Source organism: Argonema antarcticum A004/B2, from assembly GCF_023333585.1.
Lineage (GTDB): Bacteria > Cyanobacteriota > Cyanobacteriia > Cyanobacteriales > Aerosakkonemataceae > Argonema > Argonema antarcticum.
Map to the genome: position 1 here is coordinate 1 of NZ_JAIQZN010000026.1, position 25,693 is coordinate 25,693.

Genomic DNA, 25,693 nt, shown 5'->3' on the forward strand with positions numbered 1-25,693 from the left:
CTCCCCCTCTCCCCCTCTCCCCTAGCCCAAAACTCTACTATGGTAAAAGTGCGGGAACTTCTTAAATATAGGCCGCGTCTTCAAGGGAGGGATGTTTTAAAGCGGATTCGGTCAATGAGTCAATCAATTTCTGTATCCTGGTCTAGCAGTGAGGTCAGCTTTCCTCAAGCAATAGTGGAGCCAGTTGAAAAACTATCTAACTATGACTTAGTTTTGCGCTGTCAAACCGAGCATCGGCCCGATCGGTTGGCATTTGCGGAACTGCTGCGTCGGTATCAGTCCCACGTGGACAAGATTTTGTACCACTTAGCACCTGATTGGCAAGATCGAGCAGATTTAGCCCAAGAAGTCTGGATTCGGGTTTACCGCAATATTAAGCGGGTGAACGAACCTGTGAAGTTTCGGGGTTGGCTGACGCGGATAGCCACCAATCTTTTTTATGATGAGTTACGCAAACGCAAGCGAGTAGCTCAACCCCTCTCGTTAGATGCACCCAGAATGCTGGATGATGGCGAGATGGATTGGGAAATTGCGGCGGACGAACCGGGGCCAGTAGAAGATTTGAGTACCCGCGAGTTTTACGAGCAACTGCATATTGCGATCGCGGATCTGCCAGAGGTTTTTCGGACTACGATCGTCCTTAGAGAAATCGAAGGCATGGCTTATGAAGAAATTGCCGAGATTACCAACGTTTCTCTGGGAACCGTGAAGTCGCGCATCGCCAGAGCCCGTCAACGACTCCAGTCTCAGCTACAAAATTATCTGGATAGTTAGCAAGGAAGTCAAGCTCCCCGTTGTGCTATCCCTTCTAAGGCTCACCTGTACCGGACTATAAAGAGCGACTCCTGTTGCTCAGACCCCTCAACTGCTTGTTGAGAATATGTAGTAGACTAGGCTCTACAGGGTGCTGAGCGTACATAGCTGTGTAGTAACATACTGGTTTCATCAAAGACCAAGTTGAAATAAGGCAGTATTTCTCCACCCGCCTCGGCAAAGGTTCTCACTCCTGAGAATCGACTTAATTATCAAAAATCTACGCATTCAAGCATTAGTATGACTCCTGACTTTGAATCCCGTAATAATTCAGAACCGAATTTCCTGGGGAATTTGCCAGCGGGGGATATGGGTGCTATCGATACTCAAAAGCGCGATCGCTTTGAATTGCTCAGTGCCTTCCTAGATGGTGAGGTGAGCGCCCAAGAACGCCGACAAGTAGAAGAATGGCTGGCTGGCGACCCCCAGGTACAGTGTTTGTATGCCAGACTCCTGAAGCTACGCAAAGGGGTACGGACAATGCCTGTCCCAGCATCCGCACAACCTGTGGAAGCAACGGTAAATCAAGTGTTTTCGCACCTTGACCGCCGTAGGCAAAAGCAAATGCTAATGTGGGGTGGAACTGCTGTAGCAGCTGTCTTTATCGGTGCTGTGTCAGGCTTGTTCGGCGGTAGCGATCCCTTTTCCCCTCAGTTAGCTCAATCTCCTACACCGGCTGTAACCTCCGAACCCTTGATGCTGGCGTTGAACGAAGCTGTAGTAGAAATTCCCAAAGCACCGATCGCATCGCCGCAAAATTCACTTAAATACACTGGTTCATATTATCAACCCAGCAAATAAGTAAACCGATCGCAAAAAAGAAAGATTTCAGATTTCAGATTTACCTCTAATTCAAACCGCTTTGGAGCCAGTCCACCAGCCAAAAGGTAGGAGAACACCTCCCAGCTTTTCAACTTGTTCGGCTGTCATTAAGTAAACCCAAGCTAAGCCGAGTCCACTTCCGTCTTGATTAAAAACTTCAATTTCAAATCGGTTATAGTGATTCTGTTCTGGCGATCGTTTAGAGTCGTAATCTTCTAACTCATCAAGGTCGCGTAAAATATCTGAGTTAGCAAAAGTCAGCAAATAACCTTGGACTATGGCAGACCCTGGTGTCATGGCAGGATATCCTATAGGCAAGTGAAAAAGTTGACCGTAAGCCATAGCTATTTTTTCTTCTACCACTTTACCAGCGCAGTATCGCAGATAGTTCGATTCTCCCGGTTTGAGAGTGCCGTAGACAAAAACTTTTAACATTTTGTGGGTTGATAGTTCTAGCCATTTACAGAATCAGCCGCCATCAAGCATATTACGTGGTAGACTAGCAGCTACAACAGTCGCAACAGTTAACCGTAACTCTGGGAAAGTTGGAGAAACAATCGAGTCATTGCCAGTGTATCTCGTAACTTGATATACTCCTTCTACTAAGCAATAAACAGACACAGTGGGAACTTTAGGATTTCCCAGATAAGCGCGAGAAGCAACAGCCAGATAGTCTACAATCCAATATTCACGAATACCCAATCGTTGATATTCATCCAGTTTGTCAATGTAGTCATCATCCCAGTTACTTGATGCTACCTCAACAGCTAAAAGTAGGGGTTCTGTAATTCCAGCATAAGTGTTGAGATATCTGTTCCAAATTCTCTCTTCAACTAAACTTACATCTGGTTTTCTACCTCTTTCAATTCCTTCACTGGTAAAAGTTCGGATAACTATATCCTTATCAACAATCCAGTCAAGTTTCAAGCGCTTGATTTCATCATTGAAAGCAAATAGTAGAAACCTCGCTACATTCTTATGCGCTCCTGTAGCTTCCACTGTTATAATTTCTCCATCGACTAATTCGTAGATACCATCTTCGGGACAGACTTGCAAAAACTCTTCAAAAGTTAGCGGTTTAGTAATGGTGATTGTCATAGTAAATGTTTTGTCAATCGCTTTAATCCGAAACCTTACATTAAACTTGTTTTTAGCAAGAAATTGCTTGGATTGATGCTCAAGAGTTGGAAAAGGTTTGATGTTGATTAGATTTTTCTGTCACAGACGAATTGGATTTTTCTGTTCCATTCAATTCATCTTCTTCAAAGAGATATGGACAGGCTTGTCTTAAACCTGCGAGAAACTCTTCAGTAGTTACTTCCTCAAAATGTTTGAGAAGTATTTCGCCACATTTTTTGGGGTCTAGCATGGTTAAATTTCTCCTGGTATCTCTATCAAACAAGACTCTTCAATTAAAGAAGTATCTCGAATAGCTATTTGAACGTGAGCTAGGTCAAAAACAGCAGAATTTGGGAAAATGCGATCGCCTTCTACAAATACAGAACGAATAGCTTTAACAATCTGTCCTTCAGGCTGCAAAACTTTCTCAACTGTATAGTCAAAAAAGGCGCAGTCTAACCTGTGAGCTTTCGATCGTTCGGGGTTCTGCTGAGGCCAAGTCTGATTTGTTAATTCATACTCTGCTACAAATAAATTATATACCCTTCTGATAAATGGAAACCATTTAATATCCAGTAAATCCATGCAATTTTCCAAGCGAATCGAAGAACGGATTACAGCGGGATTTACTGGATAGTTCTGATTTGCCCATGTCCAAGCTCTCAGCGGCGCATCTTGCCAGAAATAAACCCCTTTTCCCAACCAGTCGTATTCGTTGCTGCTGATGTTGAAGCCTTCTTGAAGAATTGCCGCTGCTGCTTCTGCGCTTGTGCCATGATAGCCGTAGATGCGAATCGTTTCAGTCATGCACTGATGATATTTTTATTGAAAATTAGTGGTTAGATAGTATAATAATACAAATTATAGCTAGTCTGATATCTGGTAGCAAAAAGTTAGAGTAATCCTTATGGCTAATCAAGGAAAAAATGCACTTTTTCACAATGAAAATCTGAATAAAGCCTTCCCATTCGTGCCACAATGGGAGAATGTAGTTGATTTGTGACCCAGCAGGAGTTCTAGATTGTGGAATCTCGATATAACCCAGCCGAAATAGAGGAAAAGTGGCAAAAGACTTGGGCTGAACAAGGCTTAGACCAAACCCCTACAGACAACAATAAGCCCAAATTCTACGCCCTGTCCATGTTTCCCTATCCATCGGGCAACCTGCACATGGGCCATGTCCGCAACTATACTATCACGGATGCGATCGCGCGAGTACACCGAATGCAGGGATATCGGGTATTGCATCCGATGGGATGGGATGCGTTTGGACTCCCAGCAGAAAACGCCGCCATCAAAAACAAAACCCATCCGGCGAAGTGGACTGATAACAATATCGCGCAAATGCGATCGGAATTAAAGCGTTTGGGCTTATCCTACGATTGGAATTGCGAACTCGCCACTTGTTCCCCCGACTATTACAAGTGGACGCAGTGGATATTCTTGCAATTTCTCCACGCAGGACTAGCTTATCAAAGAGAAGCAGCCGTCAACTGGGACCCCATCGACCAAACAGTATTAGCAAACGAACAAGTCGATAGCGAGGGTCGTTCTTGGCGTTCCGGCGCAATAGTGGAAAAGAAAAAGTTGCGTCAATGGTTCCTCAAGATTACCGACTACGCTGAAGAATTACTCAACGACTTAGATAAGTTGACAGGTTGGCCGGAACGAGTAAAGTTAATGCAGGCCAACTGGATTGGTAAATCTGTCGGTGCTTATCTGGAATTTCCAATAGTTGGATTGGATGAGAAAATCGGCGTCTTTACCACTCGTCCCGATACGGTTTATGGCGTCACCTATGTGGTACTCGCGCCAGAACATCCTTTAACACCAAAAGTTACTACCCCGGAACAGAAAGAAGCAGTCGAAACTTTCATTAAAGAAGTTGCCAATCAAAGCGAATTGGAAAGAACTGCTGAAGATAAACCGAAACGCGGTATTCCTACAGGCGGTAAGGCAATCAATCCTTTTACGGGAGAAGAAATTCCGATTTGGATTGCCGATTACGTCTTATATGAGTATGGCACGGGCGCGGTAATGGGTGTACCCGCACATGATACGCGGGACTTCAAATTTGCCAAAGAAAAACAATTGCCCATCAAAGTAGTAATTGTTTCCTCAGAAGAAGATGCCAATTCTGAATTAAAGGAAGCATACACCGAACCTGGAATTATGATTAATTCTAGTTCCTTCAATGGGATGAATTCTATTCAAGGAAAAACCGCCATTATTGAATATGCGGAAAAACAAGATTTCGGCAAAGCGCGAATACAATATCGCCTTCGAGATTGGTTAATTTCTCGTCAGCGTTATTGGGGTGCGCCAATTCCCGTAATCCACTGTCCAAAATGTGGCATAGTGCCAGTACCGACACAAGATTTACCAGTAATATTGCCAGAAAATATAGAATTGAGCGGTCGTGGTGCTTCACCCTTAGCACAATTGGAAAGTTGGGTAAATGTACCTTGTCCTAGTTGCGGTACGCCTGCGAAAAGAGAAACGGATACAATGGATACTTTTATCGATTCATCGTGGTATTACTTGCGTTTTTGCGATGCCAAAAACGAGGGTAAAGTGTTCGATTCTGCGAAAACAAATGATTGGATGCCTGTCGATCAATATGTCGGTGGAATTGAACACGCAATCCTACACTTATTATATTCTCGTTTCTTTACGAAAGTGTTGCGCGATCGGGGTTTGCTCAATTTCGATGAACCATTTCAACGCCTCTTAACTCAAGGCATGGTGCAAGGTTTAACTTACACCAATCCTAACAAATCCGGTAACGCTAAATATATTCCATCTGCGTTAATAAATCCCAAAGAGCCCAAAGATCCCGAAACTGGTGAACCGCTAGAAGTTTCCTACCAAACAATGTCCAAATCGAAATATAATGGCGTCGCACCGGCAAATGTAATTAATAAATACGGTGCCGATACCGCACGGATGTTTATCCTGTTCAAAGCACCTCCAGAAAAAGATTTGGAATGGGATGAAGCAGACGTTGAAGGACAATTTCGCTTTCTAAACCGTGTTTGGCGTTTGGTAGCTGATTTTGCCAACAATCAGTCATCAGCTAAGATAAATAAATCCAAAATCCAAAATCCAAAATCCAAAATAGAGAAGGATTTACGCCGCGCAATTCACACCGCCATTAAGGAAATCACCGATGATTTAGAAGGCGAATATCAATTGAATACAGCAATTTCAGAGTTGATGAAATTGAGCAATGCTATCCATGATGCTCCCTGCAAAGATTCACCAATTTATGCGGAAGGTATCGAAACTTTAATTCTGCTTTTAGCGCCATTTTCTCCTCATATTGCTGAGGAATTATGGCAGACAATTGGTAATACTCCATCTGTCCACCAACAAACTTGGCCCAAACACGATGAATCTGCTTTAGTTGTTGATGAAATTACTTTAGTAATTCAAATTAATGGCAAAACTCGCGGCACAATTCAAGTTCCGACAACAACAGATAAGGAAACTTTGGAAAAATATGCTCGCGAGTCAGAAGCAGCACAACGTTATACAGAGGGGAAAGAGATTAAAAAAGCGATCGTAGTACCTGGAAAATTGGTGAATTTTGTAGTTGGGTAATAGGTACGTTGTTGCGCTAAAGCGCTAAAGTTGTAGGGTGCGTCAGATAGCACAATTTTGGAGATAATCACTAATTTTATTGCTCTGACGCACCCTACAAGTTAATTAAAATTTAGCTAGTGAGGAAAGCAACTATGCTAGAGTTAAAAACGAAAATTTCTAGTGATACTTGGGTAACAGCAACTTGGGAAGAATATATTCAAATTATTGAAGATTCTGCATATCAAAAAGCCAAATATTACTATCATAATGGACAATTGAGGATTGAAATGACACCACTTGGTTCTGAACACTCATTAGACCACACGATTATTATCTTTGCCGTTAATCTATTTGGGACGATCAAAAAAATTCCTTTAAATGGAAGAGATAGTTGCACTTACCGAAAAACTGGCGTACAAGAATGTCAACCTGATGTATCTTACTACATTGGAGAAAACGCGCAAATAATTCCTTGGGGAACATCTATTATTAACTTAGATAATTACCCGCCACCAGATTTAGTGATACAAGTTGCTAATACTTCCCTTGCTGATGATCAGGGTGCAAAAAGATTATTGTATGAAGATTTAGGAGTAAAAGAATATTGGATTTTAGATGTGCAGAATATCAGAATAATTGCATTTGCGATCGAATCTGGCGGTAGCAGAAGAATTACCGAATCTCAAGTTTTACCAAATTTGAAAATGTCGGTATTAGAAGAAGCGTTGCGGCGGACTAGAACAACGGATCAATCGCAAGTAGGCGCTTGGTTGTTGTCGGAATTTCAGAAATAAATTTGAGATTTCAGAAACCCGCTTTCTTTCCAGGTAATCATCCAAACACTGAACATAGAACTTTCTGCTGCTGCATCTGGAACCGAAATACAACGTTGTCATTGGTTAAACCTTTCTGCCACAATGAAATATATTGTTACCTAACCTCCTTTGGTTAATTGAGTATGCCTCAAGACTTCTCCGGTCAAAATCTACGAGGACGCAACTTCAAAAATCAAGACCTTACGGGTGCAAATTTCTCCCAAGCAGATATCCGAGGGGCAAATTTCAGTAATGCTATTTTGATAGGCGCGAATTTCACCAAGGCTAAAGCGGGACTGCAACGCCGCTGGGCAAATATGTTGTTAGTAAGCTGCTTAGGCGCTATGGTCTTAGCTTTAACGTTTGTTGTGTCTCAAGCTTTAGCTATGTTTGTGGCAGCACTTTTAATTAATGCTATAGCTCCAGCTATAGCTGTGGCTATGGTTGGTGCAGTGGTTATAGCTATTATTGGTGCTGTGTTCATTTGTGTTGTTGGAACTGTAAACATAGCGCTATCTGTCCTTTTAGCTGTTACTACTCTTGTAATTGTGGCTATAGTTGTGGCGGCAGTTGGATCAGGAAGTAATGCTTTAACTATAACTATAATTGTTAATATAACTTTCGTATTATTAAGTAGTTATATTGGTTGGCGTGCCTTAGCTGGAGATCCAAAATTTCCGTTTGTTTTTGTTCGTTCACTTGCGATATCTATAGCTGCGGCAAATGGCACTAGCTTTCACGAAGCTGACTTAACAAATGCTAATTTTACGCAAGCAAAGCTCAAAAATACGGATTTAACAAATGCAAATTTGACTCGCACTCGCTTTTGTCAAGCAAAACAACTTGATCTAGCCAAAGTAAATGACACAATATTAATTAATTCATCTGTTCGAGAGCTACTTATCAGCGCAAATGGCAAACACAAATCTTATCTTGGTGCTAATCTCAGAGGTGCTAACTTAATAGGTGCAGACCTCAGTTATGCTAATTTAAAAGAAGCCGATATCACCGATGTAACTTTCCAAAAAGCTAATTTAGAATGGGGAAACTTAACTCTCGCTCAAGCAATAGGCACTGATTTTACTAGCGCTCAAATGACAGGCGTTTGTGTAGAAGGTTGGAATATTGAAAGTAACACCAAACTGCATAATGTCGATTGTCGATTTGTTTATCTCCTAGAATATCCCAAACCAGGAACCGACGACCGCGAACGCCGTCCCAGCAGTGGCGAATTTAAACCGGGAGAATTTACCAAACTATTTGAAGAAGTTTTGACGACGGTTGACTTAATTTTCGACAAAGGCATTGACTGGAAAGCCTTTATCACCGCCTTCAAAAAAGTACAAGTAGAAAATGAAGATACCGAACTCACTATCCAGAGTATTGAAAACAAAGGCGATGGCGTTATTGTCGTCCGAGTTAGCGTTCCCCTTGATGCTAATAAAGAAAAGATTCACAGCGACTTTACCCAAAATTACGCCCTAGCACTTAAAGCCGTAGAAGAAAAATATAAAGCCGAATTGCAAGCAAAAGATAGAGAAATTCAAATTTACAGCGAACAAAACGTAAAAATGGAAAGAATTATGTTAAGAATGGTAGAAAAAGGGATTAATATTGAAATTATAGCAACATCCGAGAGTAAATCTATGTCAGAAGCGTCTAAGTATGACCAACGCGGGGCCCAATTCGCTGGTGGCTTTGCTGAGACAGTTCAAGGCGATCAAATCGCTGGTAATATTCACAACTACGCCGCGCCACAAAATCTAGATGAAGCTGCAAAATATATTCAGCAGCTTCTACAAGAAATGGCAAGATTAGAAGAAAAATACAAATCAGAAATAGCCGCTAAAGATGAAGAAATAGCAGCAAATCGCCAACAAATATATCACCTGAGAGAATTAGCTGAGAATTTAGCTAAAAGTCCGATCGTGATTTATACTAATCATAAGGCTGAATAAGAATAACCTACTATCTAACTTATGCCGAATGAAGAAGATATTAATGAAATTAAACAAAAGTACGAACAAATAATTAAAGGATTAGAATCAGAAATTAAAGCTAAAAATAAGGAAATAGAAATTTATCGCGATGAAGTTGCTTATTTAAGAAAAATTAATATAATTCTGGCACAAAGACCAATTAATATTATAAATGAAGTTATAGCAACATCGGAGAGTAAATCTATGTCAGAAGCGCCTAAGTATGATCAACGCGGTGCCCAATTTGCTGGTGGCTTTGCTGAGACAGTTCAAGGCGATCAAATAGGTGGCAATATTCACAACTATTCGGCGCAACAAAATCTGGCTGAAGCCGCAAAAGATATTCAGCAACTACTACAACAACTGTCTGAAAGTAACCCGACTAATACTCCATCGGAAAAAATGGTAGTAGTGGAAAAAGCAATTAAACAGATTGAAGCTGACCCTACTTTGAGAGAACGGGTAATAGGTGCAATTAAATCTGGTAGTATTGAAGCATTTAAAGAGTTAATCGATCATCCATTAGTCAATATTTTAGTAGCTGTTTTGGAAGGTTGGCAAGTTGAAGATTGAAAAATAGAATGATGAATAAATAATCATCAAATAAACTCGGTTTATGAATTAGACTTTGGTGCGATCGCACTCTTTTAGTCTACAATAGAATTACCCCCATTAATTTAGCCATGAGTAACTTACAAACAAAAATTCCTAATGATACTTGGGTAACAGAAACTTGGGAAGAATATGTACGGATTATTGAAGATCCGATATATCAAAAAGCAAAATGTTACTATCATAACAGACAATTGAGGATTGAAATGAACCCATTAGGACACGATCACGCTTCTGATAATACGATTATATCCTTGGCTGTTAACCTTTTTGGTATTATAAAAAACGTTGCTTTGAAAGGTTTAACTACCTGTAGTTACCGAAAAACTGGCGTACAAGAATGCCAACCTGATGTATCTTACTACATTGGAGAAAACGCGCAAATAATTCCTTGGGGAACCTCTATTATTAACTTAGATAATTACCCGCCACCAGATTTGGTGATAGAAGTCGCTAATACTTCTCTTGCTGACGATCAGGGTGCAAAAAGATTATTGTATGAAGATTTAGAAGTAAAAGAATATTGGATTTTAGATGTGCAGAATATCAGAATAATTGCATTTGCGATCGAATCTGGTGGTAGCAGAAGAATTACCGAATCTCAAGTTTTGCCAGGTTTGTCAATGTCGATATTGGAGGAAGTGTTGCGGCGTACAAGAACGATGGATCAATCTCAAGTAGGCTCGTGGTTGTTGTCGGAATTTCAGCAATAGGTTTTAATAGGAAACGGCTCAGGAAAATTTGTTAATTATCAATAATAAACGCTGGCTTTTTTTTCTGTCAAAAGTCTCAGTCTCAAGACAGCTTCAACTTTGGGCTGTAACTCCGGGTGTCTACGGACGAGGGTTTTGTAGGCACGTTTAAACGAGCGGTTCATCAAAAAGAGCGCTTGCCTTTATCTAAGTGCGATTCCAACTATATTTTTAAGCAACCGTGAGTTCATAGTGCAGAACTAAAATTTCATCCTCTTTTAAGATAGCCATTGCATATTCACATCCTTGGTTGTCAGCAAATTCTACTAAATACTGACTCTCTTCTCCTGTATCGTAGACCTCAACGATGGTTCCGACTTGTCCAGTGGGTAAACTGGAGATCGATCTGTATTCTGGTTCTACCAGAGTTAATCTCTCAATTGAAACTGGGTTGAGAATGGCTACGATATCCAAAAGTTTAAGATTTGTCATGGTAGTTTAATAAACGCGGAAATCAAACGTGGGTTGGGATTAGTTAATGTAATTTCCCAGATTGTCCGAAGTTGAATTACTTCGGGATGTGGCACTATCCAATCTACTTTAAACTGTTGACCGAATGGTGTGTTGTCTTGTTGGGCAACTTCGCCTTCAATAGCTGCCCTTTGAATAAGCTCTTTCAAAATATCAGCATTTTCGGCTGTGATTCCCAAAACTGATGCGAAAACTCTGGCTTTGTGCTTGCCGCTAGAATGTTCTGGGTTGAGGCAGTAGCTGATTAGCTTTTGCATGGTAATTTCAGCATTTTCGCCATTCGGTAATTTTATGGTAAATGGTTTTCACTTTCTTGATTACCCTTACCTAAATTATCCAGTAGTTTGGGTATTTCTTCTGCTTTACATCCTATAAACACGCGATCGCATTCCTCATCCCCATCGATCCGAATCGCATTCCTCATCCCCATCGATCCGATCGCACTCTTTCCCCAAAACCACCTCAAAAAACCGATTGCCGTTCGTCAGCTGCGCGATCGCACTCTTCATGCTCAAAATTCGCGATGGAAAAAGCTACCTTTGCAGCGGGTTGTTTTTGGGGAGCAGAAGACACTTTCCGAGTGGGTGCGTTACGCTGAGGCTAACGCACCCTACCGCGATCGCTACCTCAACCTACAGAACTTTCTTTCGCGATCGCTATCCGGTTCCTGCCAAGAAAAAGCAAAATGGCTCACCGTATTAATTTGCGGCGCTGCTTGACGAATTGCCGCCATTTGCACCTCTAGGGAGGGCCGATCGCTCAAAGATCTTCCCCAATCCCCCGCCAACGCCGGTTTAATCTCTGTCCCAAGTGGCGCTAGACTCACAACCCGTTGCAGCTCGTTCAAAATACAACTGCTCTCACCGCAATTAGCGTAGAGCATGGGATGCCACTCCATTGAGCTAGGAAACTTATCCCAAGGCTGTATCCGAGAATCATACCCCCCTTGATTGACAGATTGGTTAGCACCAGGAAAAAACACCGCCCCTGTCCGAATGCCTTGCCGTTGCAACGGCCTGATTGCCGCCGTTACAAAGTCTAAGACACCTTGTGCGGCGTGAGCCACGCTCAGCTGCCACAACTCCGTTTGCAGCATCGGCTGACGCTCTGCTGGTGGCAATACGCTTTTTGTCAGGTCGGGATTGCGCCCCTGCCAAAGCGGTTCTTGTTCCTCTGGATACAATTGGTCAACCTGGGCAATATCTTCGGTAGTAACGTATCCCTTAGTCAAAAATCGCCGGATTAAGTCAAGTCCTTTATTGTTGATGGCGCGTTGCAAAAGGACTTGCTGAGCCGCATCGCCATAAATCCATAAATCTTGAACTTTGGTAACCACCGAAGCATCCCCCGTACCCCGTGGATATCTAACGTAGTCAAATAACACGCCATCCGGTTTGCGTTTGCCGATCGCTTCAATCAACTTTTCGTAATCTTGTCGCGCTTGCGGATTGTAGGGATCGATGAAAGCTTTACTAGCATCGCCCTTTGTTAAATCGGTGTCTATACCGGCATCGTTAGCTACTTCCAGACTGGTTTTGCCCATACCGTTGCGAGCCAGCACCGATCGCCGATCGGGTTGTTGAGCGTAGACATAGCCGAAATTCATTGTAAACGCCCAAGCGTAAACTTTTAGACCCCGCTTGCGGCCTTTGTCGATCGCTTCAGCTAACAGATCGTACTTCTCTGCTCCGGGTACCTGTACAACAGATTGCCAAGGCGTGGGGTTATCTGTCTGGGGTAGCAGCACTTGGCCGTCATAAAACACTTCCACATAAACTTCGTTGTAGCCTTTATTCACAATGCGATCGAGGATCGCACCCAGCGATCCTGGACGGATATCGCAGGGATAAAGGCGCAACCAAATAGCCTGATTGCGAGGCCAGTTTTGGCTGCGACACTCCTGCAATTGCGCTGCCTGTTTAGTTATGAGGGCTTGGTAGCGATTCTGCGCTTCTCGATCGCCTCTCAAAGCTGCCAGCCGGAAATTTTCTTTCTGTTGGCTCGCCTCGGCTGGTAACTGGCAAGGAACCCTTACTTGTGCCAGGGCTGGTTTGCGATCGATCCAGGGACTAAGCAAGATACCGATCGAGACACAGGCTAAAACCCTGCGATAGAAACTACTTTGGTGTCGCGTCACAGCTATGAGAGCTTTCAACATACCATCAACCAGAAAGAAAAGAAAAAACGATACTGGGAAATCATCAGCCCTTAAGGACTGGTTGCTGCACCACTGGTTCCCACTAGGGATAGAGAGCCGCTAGGCTATAGGCCAACAAAGTTAGCTTCCAGAAGAGTTTAAGCTAAATTGTCCTTAAAAGGAATTCGGGCAAATGGTCTAGCCCAAATAATTTAAGGAAGTGGGCGTAAATAAACCTCACACCCAGAAGTCGGGTTTCTTCAAGAAACCCGACTTCTGAGCCCCTGCGAGTTTTGAGTTTAATTGTGCCTATCTGCTTAGATGCTTTTCAGCGTATGCTTCGCGTGGATTATACCACCAAAGAGCGAGTAATTTCTAATTACCAATACAGCAGCTTGCAGCCGCGTGAGGTACACGAAGCCAAAACCGCTATCTTTAAGCGGTCAAGATGCGAAACAACGCCTTTCCAGAGTGACAAATCAGGGATATATCTACCTCACGAGATCCTCACATATTCAACCTATTAAACCTAAGATAGATGACAATAACTCCGCATCCTGAGATCGTAAAAGAGTTATTTCATTTTTCACTAACCAGTAGACTAGATGAAGTCATTGACAACAACGACTTTTATAGCTGACTGGCAATTTAATAACAATATCCACGTGAGTGCGCTTTTTGCTAGAAGGAAAGTGAACTTTTTTGGAACTATTCTAGCGGCAATGCCCCGTAGTTTTGTACTGTTCAACTGGCTATCGATCGGCAATGGGAGTAATGACATTGCACCTATTGGGCTATGAAAATGTCCAGGGATTTCCGCCAAGTTTTGCAGGCTGGAAAAACGCAGAAGAGGCGATCGCCTCTAGCTAATGCACCAAGACATTTTAACTTTGTGAGGACGTTTGTGATGAACTTTATCTACTTCAACTGTTCTAAAATTCGCCCGATGCGCTGGCTGCTAGCTACTTTAATCTGCGTTTTACTGGTTGTCTGGAGTCCCTTACCCGCTGTTGCTAGTGTGACGCAAATCGAAGAATATCCAGGACAAATGCTCTACCAATCCCGCCAAAAGTTGCAAGACCAAAACGGAAATTTCTGGCAGGTTATAGCCTTCAAGCGCATCCATCCCGAAGGTAATGCTATTGTCTCCCTAAGACTCGTAGGTTTTCCTGGTGCGGTGGAATTCGATCGCACTCAACCACTGACCCTGACAACATCTATGGGGAAAACTCTCACCGCCAAGGATATTTCTAGCGAAATTTATCAGGACACACCAACCCCAGCGAATGTCGGAGAATATGACATTAAATCTGTCCTACCGCAGTTGCAGGCTGAAATTCCCCTACACCTAACTTTACCGATGGTAACTGGCTCAGCGATCGAGTTACAAATCCCATCTGTGGCGATTCAAGAGTGGCAAGCAGTTTCTGCTCGTTGACAGAGTTTAACCTTTGACACTCCCACCTCTTCAGGGGTGGGAGTGTCAAAGGTTTGTTCAACTGCTAACCTAAGCCTTCTGTTGGGGAATCGGTTTAAGTTGTTGGCTTATTCTTTTACTGTCGCTTTTTGTTGCTGTTTGCGCTTCAGCTTTCTTGATTTTCATACGGCGGGTTAAATAATTTCTTCTGGATCTGGATCGATTTCTTGGGCAGGAGTCGCCAAATGTGGCTCTTCTTTCATTGGCATAAAATGGTATTTACCAGAGCCAATACTCTGCGATCTATAAATACCAGAATGACCAGAAAAAAGGTAGCTCATCACACAAGCAATAGCAATAAACACCCCAGATTCCCGTCCAAAAAGTTCAATTCCCATTAAAGTTGAAGCGATCGGTGTATTTGCTGCGCCGCCAAAGACTGCAACAAATCCCATTCCCGCTAATAAAGGTGTTGGTAATGCCAAGATTAACGACAAAGCATTGCCTAACGTTGCACCAATAAAAAATAAAGGAGTAACTTCGCCTCCCTTAAAACCTGCCCCTAATGTCAATGCAGTTAAAGCTATTTTTGCCGCAAAATCCCAAGGCGGTAACTGAGTTTCAAACGCATCGACAATGGTAGGAATCCCAAGACCGATATACTTAGTCGATCCGATCGCCCAAACAATCAATGCGACAATTGCACCGCCAATTGCTGGACGTAAAGGAGGGTAGGATATTTTGGCTTTAAAAAAGTGGCTAATTTTATGAGTTAGCTTCGCAAAAATCATCGCCACAATGCCGAAGACTACACCAGCCATAATTGCAGAAATTAGCCCGATTGGAGTTATGTTTGGGATAAATGAAGCATGGCGGTATGCTGTATGATGCAAACCCAGATTTAAGGTAATGCGATCGCCGACAACTGCGGCAACTAAACAGGGAAATAGAGCATTGTGGTTAATCTTTCCAATTGCTAAAACCTCTAAACCAAAGATAGTTCCCGCTAAGGGAGTCCCAAAAACCGAAGCAAATCCACCACTCAGCCCAGCCATTAATAAAATTCGGCGATCGACAGATTTAAAGTGGAATATTTTAGTCAACTGATCTGCGAGAGATGCAGCAATTTGTAGGGCTGTCCCTTCACGACCTGCCGAACCCCCAAATAAATGGGTGAGGTCTGTCCCTAACAGCACCATAGGAGCCATCCGCAAAGGAATCGTACTTTTTGGGTCGTGAATCTCTTCCAGTAAAAGATTATTTCCGGCTTCTACTGTTTTTCCATATTTATGATAAAACCAACCACTGAAGAATCCAGCAATGGGTAGTAAGGCGATCGCCCACAAATGAGATTCTCGCCAATTAGTTGCCCATTCTAAAGATGCCAGGAGAGCGGCAGAACCAATGCCGGAAAGTATACCAACGAGACAAGAAATAATGAACCACTTGCTGAGTTGGATAAAGGCGAAAAACTGCTCAAATTGAGGGAGAGGTTTCATAATAAATGATCCTTTTTTATAAATTCATCCTTGCGGCAATATCTCACAGTTCCAGAAAATATAATCCTCCTGTTTCAGCACTAATACAATACCCACCAGCACTATACCTACCAGTGCGGTCGCTTTAAGCCGTCGAGCAATCTGCCCGACCAAAAACCCCATTAATAAAATCGAGATAATATTTTCTAACATCACGCCACCTTGAAGCTGAATGGATGAACGTGACTTGTAGGGGAAAGACTAATTCAGGCATCCGCGCCATCCTACCCTTTCGCTACAAGTCGGAACAGTAGGAGCCATCAGCCTTTTAAACGTTATGAAGATTATTAATAACGCAGGGCGGTTTCGGCGAGATCCATCGCCATCATTACATTTATATCACTCTTGAAGCTCATCTTCGATTTCCGTGCCCCATTCCTAAAGCCGATCGCGTTAAGATGCGATGGCGCAAGGTTACAGGGGTGTGGGGGAGAATTCCCAATTACCTTTTTCCCAATTACCCACTCACTACCCATTACCGATTTCCTGTTCATAATTGAACTAATAGCTAATATTGATACAAGAGGTTGCCGTGGCTCTTTATGCTGAACTACACCGCCATCTGGGCGGTTCTGTTGTACCTCGTATTCTCTGGCGCTACTTCCAACGCAGCGATGCCGATTTGGCTGAGAGGTTCCCTGAGTATGGGGCGTTTGAGGAGTTTTATACCAAACCGCGCAGTACACTGGATGAGTATTTGGAACTCCATACTCTCGTAGAAGGCGTCCAAACTATCGAAACCTTGCCCTACTTTATCTCTCGCCTGATTCGGGGTGCGTATATTTTTGAGAATCTTGCCTATTTGGAGTTACGCTACACTCCTTATCTGCGGACATCGCCCCAATTTAGCCAGTCGGAACGAATTGACCAAATGGCTGAGATTGTTGAGGTTGTCGGTAAAGCTAGTCACGTGAAGGAGTACCCAATTATTACCAGCCAAATTCTGTGTATGCACTCGCGCCTTCCCTATGAGGTGAATCGTGCGATCGTCGAGCTGGCTGCACAGAGTAAAGGTTATGTCTGTGCTGTAGACTTGGCTGGGGGGGATGCCCATTACACAGAGAGGCTGGATGAGTTTGTCGAATTGTATGCCTTGGCGCTCAAGCACGACGTTAACACTACAGGTCACCTGTACGAAACTACATCTGGCTGTTATCCAAAACTGCTACCTTATCTGAAGCGTATCGGTCACGGTATCCAGATTCCCTTACAGCATCCAGAGTTACTGAGTCAATTGGCTGCTAACAATCAGTGCTTGGAAGTCTGTCCCACCACTTACCTAAAAACTGGTACTCTCGAAGATATCCGCCAACTCAAGGTTGTTTTCGATCGCAGTTTTGACGCTGGTGTGGACATCGCCATCTGTACCGACAACGCTGGGTTGCATAATGTGCGTCTGCCTTTCGAGTACGAAAACCTGCTGACTTACGACATCATCGGTTTTGAGGAATTGCAGGCTTGTCAAGAAGCTGCCTTCCGCCATGCCTTTGCTTGGCCTTATAAGCAACCACCGGCGTCGTTGTTAAATAGACTATTTCAAGGAACACTTAATGGAACCGGCAATGGTTCGGCTGGTGAACTTGAATTAGCCAAGATTGCGGACTAGAGTCTGAGAGGGCAGGGGAGCGTGGGAGAATATCAGATTGTAAATTGCAGATTGCTGATTCAAAAATTAAATTTGAAATCTAAAATTTTCAATTTGAAATTTCCTCCCCATGCCTCAAGACCTGTTAAAGTCCTCGATTCAGAGCAGCTTCCACCTGCTTGAATTCTTGCTCCAAACGCTCCTTTAACTTCTCAGGAACGGGACGATTTGGATAAGAACTGTAATGTCCGGCTAAGTTATTCAATGCTGTTCGCATTGTGGTGAAAGATCGGAGGGTTGTCAGAGAATTATCTCGACGATAACGAGCCGCAAAGTCATTGATTCTTGTCCGTGCTTCTGCCTGAGCCGCCGCTTTATCCGGTGAATCATCTGGCAATTCAATGGCGGTTCTCAGAGTGTTCACCAGAGCCAAGGTATCTTGACGATAATCCCCGGTTATGCTTGTTGAGCCAGAGCAGCCGATTAAGCCAATAGTCACAACCAAAACCAGGGCAAGCAGACGGGACAAATAGCGCTTCATAAGCCTTTAACTAAGTTTTTCAGAGCAGACACATATTCCATCCTAACTTGGATTGGTGCTGTGGGGATCGTCTTTTTCGATGCTACCAGTTTAAAGAGCGTTTCTGAAAACCCACACCAAAACTTAGTCCCTATTGGGCATTTAGCTATAAAAATGAGTAGGATTGAGTAGAATTAGCTAGATTTTTTGGAACTGCATTTACCCCCACCCCCTTGCCCCTGCCCCTCCCCGTTAGCGGGGAGGGGAGTATTTCTCCCCCCTCTCCTCCAGAGGAGAGGGGGGTTGGGGGGGGGTGAGGTTTGTCTTTTAGGGCAATGTCTACCCTGAGTTTAACCGAAGCGTCCGCTGACGTACTCGCGGGTAGACTCTTCTTTAGGACTTTGGAAGATCACCTCAGTGCGATCGTACTCGACGAGATAACCCATCCTTCCGCCTTTGTCTGTAGGTTCGACGTTGAAGAAGGCGGTCATATCGGATACCCGCGAAGCCTGCTGCATATTGTGGGTAACAATCACAATGGTGTATTGTTCTTTAAGTTCGTGGAGCAAATCTTCAATGCGGAGCGTGGAAATCGGATCGAGAGCAGAGCAAGGTTCGTCCATTAAGATAACATCGGGTTGAACTGCGATCGCACGCGCAATACACAACCGCTGCTGTTGTCCGCCAGACAGGGATAAACCGCTTTGCTTGAGCTTATCTTTCACTTCATCCCACAAAGCCGCTTGCCGGAGACTGCGCTCCACCAATTCATCCATATCCCCCTGATAGCCATTAATCTTGGCCCCAAAAGCTATATTCTCATAAATCGACTTTGAGAATGGTGTAGGTTTTTGGAACACCATACCAATGCGGCGGCGCACTTCTTCGATTTTTCGATCGAATTTTTTATCGTAGAGGTTTTCTCCTTGGAACTTGATACTTCCCTCCACCCGTGCGCCTAAAATCAGATCGTTCAAACGGTTAAAACACCTGAGTAGAGTGCTTTTGCCACATCCCGAAGGGCCAATAAAAGCTGTAATTTTGTTGGTTTCTATATCTAAAAATACATCTCGTACAGCCAAATATGAGCCGTAGAAAACCGAAACTTTCTCAGCTTGTAATATAGCTTCTTTGCTAGAGGTATATCCAGAATAGGGTGGCTTTATCTGACCAGAAAGAGGCTGGTTAATTGGATCTTGTTTCATACAATCAATTTGTGAGTATTCAGAACTTTCGACAACTAAAAATCTCCATTAAAAATTAAAAATCAGTACTTTTTATTTTTAATTTTTAATCGTTAATTTGTTATTCTGCTATCTGCTTTTCTGGAACTTGTTTCGTAAGAAAATTGCTGTTGCGTTCATCACCAAGAGCAAAAGCATCAAAACAATAATTCCAGACGCAGCATTATTATGGAATTCTACCTGGGGGCGAGAAACCCAGTCATAAATTTGAATCGGCAGTACTGTAAAAGGACTTTGCAAACCTTGAGGAGAAATGGAAGGCAGAAAAGTAATAAACGTTAAAGCGCCAATCACAATCAAAGGAGCCGTTTCTCCAATAGCTCGTGACAAGGCCAAAATCGTACCAGTAAGGATACCAGGTAAAGCAAGTGGAAAAACGTGTTCGCGAATCACTTGCCACCGCGTCGCTCCCAAGGCAAACCCAGCTTGGCGCAGACTACTTGGCACCGTTCGCAGAGCTTCGCGAGTACCTATAATAATTATAGGCAAAATCAACAAGGCAAGGGTAAGGGCACCGCTTAATATACTGCGTCCGTTTGTGATTGGTTGAAACCACCGGACAAAAACTTGCAGACCGAGTAAACCATATATAATCGAAGGAACTGCGGCTAAGTTAGCGATGTTGATTTCAACCAACCTGGTGAACCAGTTGTCATTTGAGTATTCTTCCAAGTAGATACCGGCACCAACTCCCAAAGGAAAGGCGATTAAAGCCGTTACCACTAAAATCCAGATACTACCGACTAATGGTGAAAGAATACCTGCACTGGCAGCACGGCGAGAGGGATAACTGGTAATAAATGACCAATCCAGGCGGGAGAAGCCATCTATCAATATATCGATCAGCAAAATGCCCAATACAATTAATCCGCTTAATGTGGCAGCCCAGGTGACGATCGCGAACACCTTATCCAAATTGTAGCGAAACGGGAGAGACGCCTTAAAGAGGCTATCACTTTCGGAGGATTCATTAGCAAACAATTTTGGCTCTTTGCTTGTCATAGGGATGAGTGGTAATTGGTGATTGGAAATTGCTCATTACTAATTGCCTATTGCCGATCGAAAAATTTCGATTGCTAATCATCAGCAACTTACTCGTATGTCTCCCGAAACTTGCGGACAAACCAAAAGCTAAAAATATTCAAAACTAAGGTGAGCAAGAACAAAGTCATACCGACGGCAAATAGAGTTCTGTAGGCTAACGAACCAGCTGGTGTATCTCCCAGACTCGCTTGTACAATGTAGGCTGTCATCGTCATCACTGGGACGAAGGGATTGAGGCCCATCTGAGGATTTTGACCAGCCGCGATCGTGACAATCATCGTTTCCCCGATCGCGCGGGAAATCGCCAACACGAAAGAAGCGACAATACCAGATAAAGCTGATGGTAGCACTACGCCGACGATCGTCTCCCGTTTGGTTGCGCCCAAAGCGTAAGCTCCCTGTCTAAGACTGCCTGGAATTGCATAAATAGCATCTTCGCTTAGAGAAGCGACGAGGGGAATAATCGACACTCCCAATACCAACCCCGCACTCAAAGCATTGAATCCCTGCAAAGCAGGGATAAAATTTTGCAAAAACGGTGTTACGAGCAGCAAAGCAAAATAACCAAAAACGACTGTCGGCACTCCTGCCAGGATTTCTAGGGCTGGTTTTAGCCAGCTACGCACCTTGGGTGGTGCATATTCGCTCAGGCAGATAGCGGCTAACAAGCCTATTGGCAAAGCTACACTGATCGCGATCGCAGAAGTGAGTAACGTAGCACTAATCAATACAAATATACCGTACTGAGGATTCACAAAACGCGGCGTCCATTCCCTGTCTGTCAGAAATCTCCACAATGGAACATCCCCGAAAAACTCCACCGTCTCAAAAATGAGAGTGAGGACGATTCCAATCGTCGTTGCCACAGAAATGAGCGCAAATGCCGCAAAAATGTATTTTACGACCAGTTCTACCCACTTGCTCAACTGGCGATTCGGGCGAAATAAATCTGAACTGGGGGATGGAGGCGATGACGGGTTGGTACTCATAAGCCGAATTGAGAAATAAAAGAGGATATTTTAAAGATGTAGCCGTAGCAGTTCCCATAACCCCTCCGGCGTAGAACTTGCCGTTCGTTAGGGATTGCAGTTGGTTTAGCCTGCCTTTATAAGGGTAGCTTGAGTATTAAGGATGAAGGATATACGATACTTCATCCTTAATATTTCTGAGTTACTTTTCTTGCTTGAGTAGGTCTTTTAGGGTAACACCAACTTGAGAACCTTTACCCTCAAATATGGAGCCAACCTTACCCGCTTGGAAACGCGACTGCACTTCAGTCATCAGTTCATCTGGAAGCGGAACGTAGCCAACTTCTGAAATCAGCTTTTTATTGGCGGAATTCATTTGATACTCAACAAAAGCTTTCACTTCTGGGCGAGTAGCAGCAGTTTTCTTAACGTAGAAAAATTCTGGGCGAGCAAGCGGCTGGTAAGTTCCAGCATTAATCGTATCCGGGCTGGGCTTCACACAACCCTTGCCTCCATCAATTGCTACCAGTTTTAACTTATCTTTGTTGTTTTCGTAATAGGCGTAGCCGAAAAAGGCAATTCCGCTCTTGTCTGCGTTTACACCCTGAACTAGAGTGTTGTCATCTTCGCTAGCGGTGAAATCCCCTCGGCTTTTGCCTTCTTCACCCGTAATTGCTTTGGTGAAGAAATCGTAAGTACCGGAGTCAGTACCCGCACCATACAAACCGATGCGCTCGTTCGGGAAGCTAGCACGGATTTGATTCCATGTGGTGATTTTACCTTGAGCTTTTGGCTCCCACATCGTGTTAAGTTCAGCGACTGTGAGGCACTCTACAAAGTTATTTTGGGGATTAACCACCACTGAAAGTCCATCAAAGGCAATGGGAATTTCAATATATTCAATGTTCCCTTTTTTGCAGAGTTCTACTTCTTCTGGTTTGATGGGGCGAGAAGCATTAGAAATATCGGTTTCACCATTACAGAATTTCTTGAAGCCACCCCCAGTACCAGACTTACCTACCGTTACTCTCACACCAGGATTAGATTTTTGGAATTCTTCCGCCATCGCCTCCGAGATCGGAAACACGGTGCTAGAACCATCTACAGTCACAGTGCCAGAGAGGTTAGAAGCAGGTGCAGAGGTAGTGTTGGCAGTGTTGGTTGCGGGTGAAGCGTTGCCAGATGAAGGAGATGTGGATGTCTGATTGCCAGTGTTGCTAGTGCAAGAGACTACTCCCAATGCCAAAGCAACTAACGATGCACAATATGTCAACCGAGTATATTTGAAAAACATGATATTTTTGAAGTTACTTCACAGGGAACAGGTTGCAAGTCTATTGCTTCTCTCCTCTGAAGGGTATCGCTTAAGCGTAAAGAAAAGGTTAACGATAAGGTTAAATTAAGGTTAACGGTTTAAGTTTGAGGAATAGATTCTTAGCACTACACTACACGCTTATCCCAAATTGGTTGGTAATTGGCCGCTGGAACACTCGATTCCCGCTTTTTTTTGTGTCTAGCATCGAATTTACCGATCGGTTGTAACACACACTACTTTTTAGGGTAGTTTTAGGTAGTATACCAAAAGAACGATCGCTGGAACATAGTTTTTTTAATAAAAAGCATAAAACTTTGAGGGATCGGGACGAGATGCGACCGGGACTGCTCTAGTAGCCAAAGCAAGTGGTAAAATTCGTAAGTCTCAGTAGATGCGACCAAGGGGCAGCAATGGTTCAAGCACCACCGTCAAGCGCTTTCAATGCGTCCAATTCGGATATTCCAGTACAGGGAAATTTGGCAGTAGCCTCTACAAAGGAGTCCCTGCGGGAATGGCTGCATGACCTGGCTAAGCAGATTGTTGCGGGTAAGCGCCTCAGTCGAGAGGAAGCGATCGCACTCACCCAGATAGAGGGACAAGAGAATATACTGCTGTTGTGCGAAGCCGCAGATAAAGTGCGACAAGCTTGCTGCGGCAACACCGTCGATTTGTGCAGCATCATCAACGTCAAATCTGGCAATTGCTCGGAAAACTGCGGCTTTTGCTCCCAGTCAGCTCACCATTCAGGTAGCGATTCGCCAATTTACGGTTTAAAACCCACTGAAGAAATTCTTGCCCAAGCCAAAGCAGCTGAAGCAGCAGGAGCAAAACGGTTTTGCTTGGTGAGTCAAGGACGCGGCATCAAGTATAACAGTCCGAAATCGGGAGAATTTGAGCGAATTCTGGCAACAGTGCGGCAAATTACCGCCGAAACCAATATTAAACCTTGTTGCGCTTTGGGAGAGGTGACGCCAGAACAAGCTGAAGCACTAAGAGAGGCAGGCGTTACCCGCTACAACCATAACCTAGAAACGTCAGAGAACTATTTCCCAGAGATAGTGACGACTCACAGTTGGCGCGATCGCGTTGAAACAGTCAAAAATCTCAAAGCAGCCGGAATACAAGCCTGTACGGGCGGTATTATGGGCATGGGCGAAAGCTGGTCAGACCGGGTAGATTTAGCGCTAGCTTTGCGGGAGTTAGAAGTTGAATCTGTACCGCTGAACCTACTCAATCCCCGATCGGGGACACCATTAGAGGAACGTCCCAAACTCGATCCCTACGAAGCGTTGAAGGCGATCGCAATCTTTAGACTGATTCTGCCAAAGCAAATTCTCCGCTACGCTGGTGGACGAGAAGCCGTCATGGGCGAACTGCAAGCCCTTGGACTCAAAGCTGGCATTAACGCCATGCTGATCGGACACTACCTCACCACTATAGGTCAACCTCCAGAGCAAGACCGCGCCATGCTAGAAGCTTTGGGACTCCAAGGCGGTGAAGCACCCATTCCAAATTAGGGAGTGGGGGAGTGGGGGAGTGGGGGAGTGGGGGAAGATTTCAAATTGAAATTAAATTTTAAAATCTAAAATTCCCCTTCTTCCCCTTCTTCCCCTAGTCCCTAGCCCCTAGCCCCTAGCCCCTAGCCCCTAGTCCCTAGCCCCTAGTCTCTTAATGTTTTCTCCCACTGAACTGCTGTGGGCCTTGATTGGATTACTGCTCACCATCGGTGGAACCTTTCTAGAGGCGTCTTTGCCCAGTCCTCCGTGGCAGTGGAGTGATTCTGGCATTCCCACTTACCCCTTGGGCGTCACCTATCAAATTGGTGCCGTTTTATTGGTCGGCTGTCTTGGCGGCAAGAATGCTGGTGCCCTCTCTCAAATAGCCTATCTTGTATTAGGCTTGACATGGTTGCCTGTCTTTACTCAGGGCGGCGGCATCAGCTATATAAAAGAGCCCAGCTTTGGATACTTGTTAGGCTTTGTTCCCGGTGCCTGGTTGTGTGGCTTTGTAGCATTTCGGACACCACTAAAACTGGAGTCTCTGGCCTTTAGTTGTTTGTGTGGTCTGCTAACAGTTCATGTCATCGGTCTTAGCTATCTCGTTCTCAGCGATTGGTTAAGCTGGACAAATACCAGTGATGTTCCTCTATGGTCAGCTGTCTTAAGATACTCGTTCTATGCCCTGCCAGGACAGCTGGCTATAGTCTGTGCCATTACCGTTTTGGCCTTCATTCTGCGACATTTGATATTTTACTAATCAGCGCATTGGGCATTGGGCATGGGGAAGAAAATCGGTTCTTCCGTATTTACTATGCTATTTGAGCGCTTGTGCAGAGGCGTAGAGGAGCAGGAGAATAAAAATGTTATTTGTTTGAACAAAAGCATCACAACTCCGAAAGAGCCATTAAATCTGCAATCTGCAATCTGCAATTTGAAATGAGTAATGACTAATGACTAATGACTAAAAACCGCTTTTTTTGGGTTGCTGCCTTTATCAGTTTAGTTTTAGACCAGTTGAGTAAATTTTGGGTGGTGCAAAACTTCCGCCTCAGTGAAACCTGGTCTTTGTGGACAGGGGTTTTTCATTTTACCTACGTGAGAAATCCCGGTGCGGCTTTTAGTCTCTTTAGCCAGGACGGAAGTTGGTTGCGTTGGCTATCCTTGGGAGTGAGTGTAGGTTTGATGGCATTGGCCTGGTTTGGGCCAAATTTTACCCGTTGGGATCAGCTGGGTTATGGTTTTATTTTAGGAGGAGCGATGGGCAATGGGATCGATCGCTTTTTATTAAACTATGTAGTAGATTTTCTCGATTTTCGACTGATTCATTTTCCCGTATTTAATCTGGCAGATGTGTTTATTAATGTAGGTATTGTCTGCCTCTTTATTGCTGCCTTCCAGAAACACGATCCACCCAAGAGAGGCGGTGGAGGGTAGGGAAGTCAAAAGTCAAAAGTCAAA

Annotated in this window: 27 protein-coding genes, 1 pseudogene and 1 riboswitch; of the genes and pseudogenes, 14 read left to right on the plus strand and 14 right to left on the minus strand. The window is 43.9% G+C overall.

Features of this window, described 5'->3' with window-relative positions:
* Positions 1 to 114 precede the first annotated feature (114 nt).
* Together LAY57_RS13375 and LAY57_RS13380 are read left to right on the plus strand one after the other, a co-directional pair.
* Positions 115 to 774: a sigma-70 family RNA polymerase sigma factor gene (locus LAY57_RS13375; protein ID WP_249067341.1), complete on the plus strand. Its 660-nt coding sequence runs from the start codon at positions 115 to 117 to the stop codon at positions 772 to 774.
* Positions 775 to 1,053: 279 nt separating this feature from the next.
* Positions 1,054 to 1,614 carry an anti-sigma factor family protein gene (locus tag LAY57_RS13380; RefSeq protein ID WP_249067276.1) on the plus strand — a complete coding sequence of 187 codons (561 nt, stop codon included), beginning with the start codon at positions 1,054 to 1,056 and terminating at the stop codon, positions 1,612 to 1,614.
* Positions 1,615 to 1,665: 51 nt separating this feature from the next.
* Here LAY57_RS13380 and LAY57_RS13385 read toward each other — a convergent pair whose 3' ends face one another.
* The 4 genes from LAY57_RS13385 to LAY57_RS13400 form a co-directional block, all read right to left on the minus strand.
* A complete protein-coding gene (locus tag LAY57_RS13385; protein WP_249067277.1) occupies positions 1,666 to 2,070 on the minus strand; it encodes a gamma-glutamylcyclotransferase family protein in 405 nt (134 codons plus the stop codon).
* Between the two features lie 33 nt (positions 2,071 to 2,103).
* The gene (locus tag LAY57_RS13390) at positions 2,104 to 2,733 is read right to left on the minus strand and encodes a Uma2 family endonuclease (protein ID WP_249067278.1); all 630 of its coding nucleotides are present in this window, start codon (positions 2,731 to 2,733) and stop codon (positions 2,104 to 2,106) included.
* Positions 2,734 to 2,812: 79 nt separating this feature from the next.
* Entirely contained in the window at positions 2,813 to 3,004 is a 192-nt protein-coding gene (locus LAY57_RS13395; protein ID WP_249067279.1) for a hypothetical protein, read from the minus strand.
* Between the two features lie 2 nt (positions 3,005 to 3,006).
* Positions 3,007 to 3,561, minus strand: coding sequence for a poly(ADP-ribose) polymerase family protein (locus LAY57_RS13400; RefSeq protein ID WP_249067280.1), 555 nt, complete (start codon positions 3,559 to 3,561; stop codon positions 3,007 to 3,009).
* Between the two features lie 216 nt (positions 3,562 to 3,777).
* Between LAY57_RS13400 and leuS the strand changes: the two genes are divergently transcribed.
* The 6 genes and pseudogenes from leuS to LAY57_RS13425 all read left to right on the plus strand — a co-directional run bounded on the left by leuS (position 3,778) and on the right by LAY57_RS13425 (position 10,458).
* Positions 3,778 to 6,357, plus strand: coding sequence for a leucine--tRNA ligase (gene leuS, locus LAY57_RS13405; RefSeq protein WP_249067281.1), 2,580 nt, complete (start codon positions 3,778 to 3,780; stop codon positions 6,355 to 6,357).
* 134 nt (positions 6,358 to 6,491) lie between these two features.
* Positions 6,492 to 7,133: a Uma2 family endonuclease gene (locus LAY57_RS13410; protein WP_249067282.1), complete on the plus strand. Its 642-nt coding sequence runs from the start codon at positions 6,492 to 6,494 to the stop codon at positions 7,131 to 7,133.
* Between the two features lie 164 nt (positions 7,134 to 7,297).
* Positions 7,298 to 7,432 (plus strand): annotated as a pseudogene (locus LAY57_RS36235) (pentapeptide repeat-containing protein); the annotation flags it as partial.
* 39 nt (positions 7,433 to 7,471) lie between these two features.
* The gene (locus LAY57_RS13415) at positions 7,472 to 9,112 is read left to right on the plus strand and encodes a pentapeptide repeat-containing protein (protein ID WP_249067283.1); all 1,641 of its coding nucleotides are present in this window, start codon (positions 7,472 to 7,474) and stop codon (positions 9,110 to 9,112) included.
* Positions 9,113 to 9,133: 21 nt separating this feature from the next.
* On the plus strand, positions 9,134 to 9,706 hold the full coding sequence (locus LAY57_RS13420) for a hypothetical protein (RefSeq protein ID WP_249067284.1): 573 nt from the start codon (positions 9,134 to 9,136) through the stop codon (positions 9,704 to 9,706).
* Between the two features lie 110 nt (positions 9,707 to 9,816).
* Positions 9,817 to 10,458: a Uma2 family endonuclease gene (locus LAY57_RS13425; RefSeq protein WP_249067285.1), complete on the plus strand. Its 642-nt coding sequence runs from the start codon at positions 9,817 to 9,819 to the stop codon at positions 10,456 to 10,458.
* A gap of 210 nt (positions 10,459 to 10,668) precedes the next feature.
* Here LAY57_RS13425 and LAY57_RS13430 read toward each other — a convergent pair whose 3' ends face one another.
* Both LAY57_RS13430 and LAY57_RS13435 read right to left on the minus strand, forming a co-directional pair.
* A complete protein-coding gene (locus LAY57_RS13430; RefSeq protein WP_249067286.1) occupies positions 10,669 to 10,929 on the minus strand; it encodes a DUF4926 domain-containing protein in 261 nt (86 codons plus the stop codon).
* Positions 10,926 to 11,261 carry a DUF6883 domain-containing protein gene (locus LAY57_RS13435; RefSeq protein ID WP_338022408.1) on the minus strand — a complete coding sequence of 112 codons (336 nt, stop codon included), beginning with the start codon at positions 11,259 to 11,261 and terminating at the stop codon, positions 10,926 to 10,928. The genes LAY57_RS13430 and LAY57_RS13435 overlap by 4 nt, the downstream gene beginning before the upstream one ends.
* Positions 11,262 to 11,312: 51 nt before the next feature.
* Between LAY57_RS13435 and LAY57_RS13440 the strand changes: the two genes are divergently transcribed.
* A complete protein-coding gene (locus tag LAY57_RS13440; protein ID WP_249067288.1) occupies positions 11,313 to 11,687 on the plus strand; it encodes a hypothetical protein in 375 nt (124 codons plus the stop codon).
* Here the strand turns inward: LAY57_RS13440 and LAY57_RS13445 are convergent.
* A complete protein-coding gene (locus tag LAY57_RS13445; RefSeq protein WP_249067289.1) occupies positions 11,591 to 13,126 on the minus strand; it encodes a family 10 glycosylhydrolase in 1,536 nt (511 codons plus the stop codon). The two genes, LAY57_RS13440 and LAY57_RS13445, sit on opposite strands and share 97 nt — an antisense overlap.
* A gap of 781 nt (positions 13,127 to 13,907) precedes the next feature.
* Between LAY57_RS13445 and LAY57_RS13450 the strand changes: the two genes are divergently transcribed.
* Entirely contained in the window at positions 13,908 to 14,543 is a 636-nt protein-coding gene (locus LAY57_RS13450; protein WP_249067290.1) for a DUF3122 domain-containing protein, read from the plus strand.
* 173 nt (positions 14,544 to 14,716) lie between these two features.
* On the opposite strand, the gene LAY57_RS13455 is transcribed toward LAY57_RS13450, so the two are convergent.
* Positions 14,717 to 16,021: a chloride channel protein gene (locus tag LAY57_RS13455; RefSeq protein ID WP_249067291.1), complete on the minus strand. Its 1,305-nt coding sequence runs from the start codon at positions 16,019 to 16,021 to the stop codon at positions 14,717 to 14,719.
* Positions 16,022 to 16,045: 24 nt separating this feature from the next.
* The gene (locus LAY57_RS13460; protein ID WP_249067292.1) at positions 16,046 to 16,213 is read right to left on the minus strand and encodes a hypothetical protein; all 168 of its coding nucleotides are present in this window, start codon (positions 16,211 to 16,213) and stop codon (positions 16,046 to 16,048) included.
* Between the two features lie 91 nt (positions 16,214 to 16,304).
* A riboswitch (Fluoride riboswitch) is annotated at positions 16,305 to 16,393 on the minus strand.
* A 199-nt stretch (positions 16,394 to 16,592) separates the two neighbouring features.
* Between LAY57_RS13460 and LAY57_RS13465 the strand changes: the two genes are divergently transcribed.
* Complete coding sequence (locus LAY57_RS13465; RefSeq protein WP_249067293.1) at positions 16,593 to 17,666, plus strand: adenosine deaminase; 1,074 nt, start codon at positions 16,593 to 16,595, stop codon at positions 17,664 to 17,666.
* 124 nt (positions 17,667 to 17,790) lie between these two features.
* On the opposite strand, the gene psb27 is transcribed toward LAY57_RS13465, so the two are convergent.
* The 5 genes from psb27 to LAY57_RS13490 all read right to left on the minus strand — a co-directional run bounded on the left by psb27 (position 17,791) and on the right by LAY57_RS13490 (position 22,715).
* The gene (gene psb27, locus LAY57_RS13470) at positions 17,791 to 18,186 is read right to left on the minus strand and encodes a photosystem II protein Psb27 (RefSeq protein ID WP_249067294.1); all 396 of its coding nucleotides are present in this window, start codon (positions 18,184 to 18,186) and stop codon (positions 17,791 to 17,793) included.
* Between the two features lie 329 nt (positions 18,187 to 18,515).
* A complete protein-coding gene (pstB, locus tag LAY57_RS13475) occupies positions 18,516 to 19,370 on the minus strand; it encodes a phosphate ABC transporter ATP-binding protein PstB (protein ID WP_249067295.1) in 855 nt (284 codons plus the stop codon).
* 108 nt (positions 19,371 to 19,478) lie between these two features.
* Complete coding sequence (pstA, locus tag LAY57_RS13480; RefSeq protein ID WP_249067296.1) at positions 19,479 to 20,411, minus strand: phosphate ABC transporter permease PstA; 933 nt, start codon at positions 20,409 to 20,411, stop codon at positions 19,479 to 19,481.
* 89 nt (positions 20,412 to 20,500) lie between these two features.
* On the minus strand, positions 20,501 to 21,442 hold the full coding sequence (gene pstC / locus LAY57_RS13485; protein WP_249067297.1) for a phosphate ABC transporter permease subunit PstC: 942 nt from the start codon (positions 21,440 to 21,442) through the stop codon (positions 20,501 to 20,503).
* Between the two features lie 181 nt (positions 21,443 to 21,623).
* Positions 21,624 to 22,715 carry a PstS family phosphate ABC transporter substrate-binding protein gene (locus LAY57_RS13490; protein WP_249067298.1) on the minus strand — a complete coding sequence of 364 codons (1,092 nt, stop codon included), beginning with the start codon at positions 22,713 to 22,715 and terminating at the stop codon, positions 21,624 to 21,626.
* A 431-nt stretch (positions 22,716 to 23,146) separates the two neighbouring features.
* Between LAY57_RS13490 and bioB the strand changes: the two genes are divergently transcribed.
* From bioB to lspA, 3 genes are all read left to right on the plus strand, one after another.
* Positions 23,147 to 24,253 carry a biotin synthase BioB gene (gene bioB, locus LAY57_RS13495; RefSeq protein WP_249067299.1) on the plus strand — a complete coding sequence of 369 codons (1,107 nt, stop codon included), beginning with the start codon at positions 23,147 to 23,149 and terminating at the stop codon, positions 24,251 to 24,253.
* A gap of 154 nt (positions 24,254 to 24,407) precedes the next feature.
* Positions 24,408 to 24,992, plus strand: a complete 585-nt coding sequence (locus tag LAY57_RS13500) for a biotin transporter BioY (protein WP_249067300.1) — start codon at positions 24,408 to 24,410, stop codon at positions 24,990 to 24,992.
* Positions 24,993 to 25,192: 200 nt separating this feature from the next.
* On the plus strand, positions 25,193 to 25,669 hold the full coding sequence (gene lspA / locus LAY57_RS13505; RefSeq protein ID WP_249067301.1) for a signal peptidase II: 477 nt from the start codon (positions 25,193 to 25,195) through the stop codon (positions 25,667 to 25,669).
* Positions 25,670 to 25,693: the final 24 nt, after the last annotated feature.

Coding starts and splice junctions, on each gene's coding strand:
- pstA (WP_249067296.1), bottom strand. CDS start 20,411: ATGACAAGCAAAGAGCCAAAATTGTTTGCTAATGAATCCTCCGAAAGT.
- LAY57_RS13410 (WP_249067282.1), top strand. CDS start 6,492: ATGCTAGAGTTAAAAACGAAAATTTCTAGTGATACTTGGGTAACAGCA.
- lspA (WP_249067301.1), top strand. CDS start 25,193: ATGACTAAAAACCGCTTTTTTTGGGTTGCTGCCTTTATCAGTTTAGTT.
- LAY57_RS13380 (WP_249067276.1), top strand. CDS start 1,054: ATGACTCCTGACTTTGAATCCCGTAATAATTCAGAACCGAATTTCCTG.
- LAY57_RS13445 (WP_249067289.1), bottom strand. CDS start 13,126: ATGTTGAAAGCTCTCATAGCTGTGACGCGACACCAAAGTAGTTTCTAT.
- LAY57_RS13500 (WP_249067300.1), top strand. CDS start 24,408: ATGTTTTCTCCCACTGAACTGCTGTGGGCCTTGATTGGATTACTGCTC.
- LAY57_RS13490 (WP_249067298.1), bottom strand. CDS start 22,715: ATGTTTTTCAAATATACTCGGTTGACATATTGTGCATCGTTAGTTGCT.
- psb27 (WP_249067294.1), bottom strand. CDS start 18,186: ATGAAGCGCTATTTGTCCCGTCTGCTTGCCCTGGTTTTGGTTGTGACT.
- pstB (WP_249067295.1), bottom strand. CDS start 19,370: ATGAAACAAGATCCAATTAACCAGCCTCTTTCTGGTCAGATAAAGCCA.
- LAY57_RS13400 (WP_249067280.1), bottom strand. CDS start 3,561: ATGACTGAAACGATTCGCATCTACGGCTATCATGGCACAAGCGCAGAA.
- pstC (WP_249067297.1), bottom strand. CDS start 21,442: ATGAGTACCAACCCGTCATCGCCTCCATCCCCCAGTTCAGATTTATTT.
- bioB (WP_249067299.1), top strand. CDS start 23,147: ATGGTTCAAGCACCACCGTCAAGCGCTTTCAATGCGTCCAATTCGGAT.
- LAY57_RS13460 (WP_249067292.1), bottom strand. CDS start 16,213: ATGTTAGAAAATATTATCTCGATTTTATTAATGGGGTTTTTGGTCGGG.
- LAY57_RS13385 (WP_249067277.1), bottom strand. CDS start 2,070: ATGTTAAAAGTTTTTGTCTACGGCACTCTCAAACCGGGAGAATCGAAC.
- LAY57_RS13430 (WP_249067286.1), bottom strand. CDS start 10,929: ATGACAAATCTTAAACTTTTGGATATCGTAGCCATTCTCAACCCAGTT.
- LAY57_RS13425 (WP_249067285.1), top strand. CDS start 9,817: ATGAGTAACTTACAAACAAAAATTCCTAATGATACTTGGGTAACAGAA.
- LAY57_RS13390 (WP_249067278.1), bottom strand. CDS start 2,733: ATGACAATCACCATTACTAAACCGCTAACTTTTGAAGAGTTTTTGCAA.
- LAY57_RS13420 (WP_249067284.1), top strand. CDS start 9,134: ATGCCGAATGAAGAAGATATTAATGAAATTAAACAAAAGTACGAACAA.
- LAY57_RS13455 (WP_249067291.1), bottom strand. CDS start 16,021: ATGAAACCTCTCCCTCAATTTGAGCAGTTTTTCGCCTTTATCCAACTC.
- LAY57_RS13375 (WP_249067341.1), top strand. CDS start 115: ATGAGTCAATCAATTTCTGTATCCTGGTCTAGCAGTGAGGTCAGCTTT.
- LAY57_RS13395 (WP_249067279.1), bottom strand. CDS start 3,004: ATGCTAGACCCCAAAAAATGTGGCGAAATACTTCTCAAACATTTTGAG.
- LAY57_RS13450 (WP_249067290.1), top strand. CDS start 13,908: ATGTCCAGGGATTTCCGCCAAGTTTTGCAGGCTGGAAAAACGCAGAAG.
- LAY57_RS13415 (WP_249067283.1), top strand. CDS start 7,472: ATGTTGTTAGTAAGCTGCTTAGGCGCTATGGTCTTAGCTTTAACGTTT.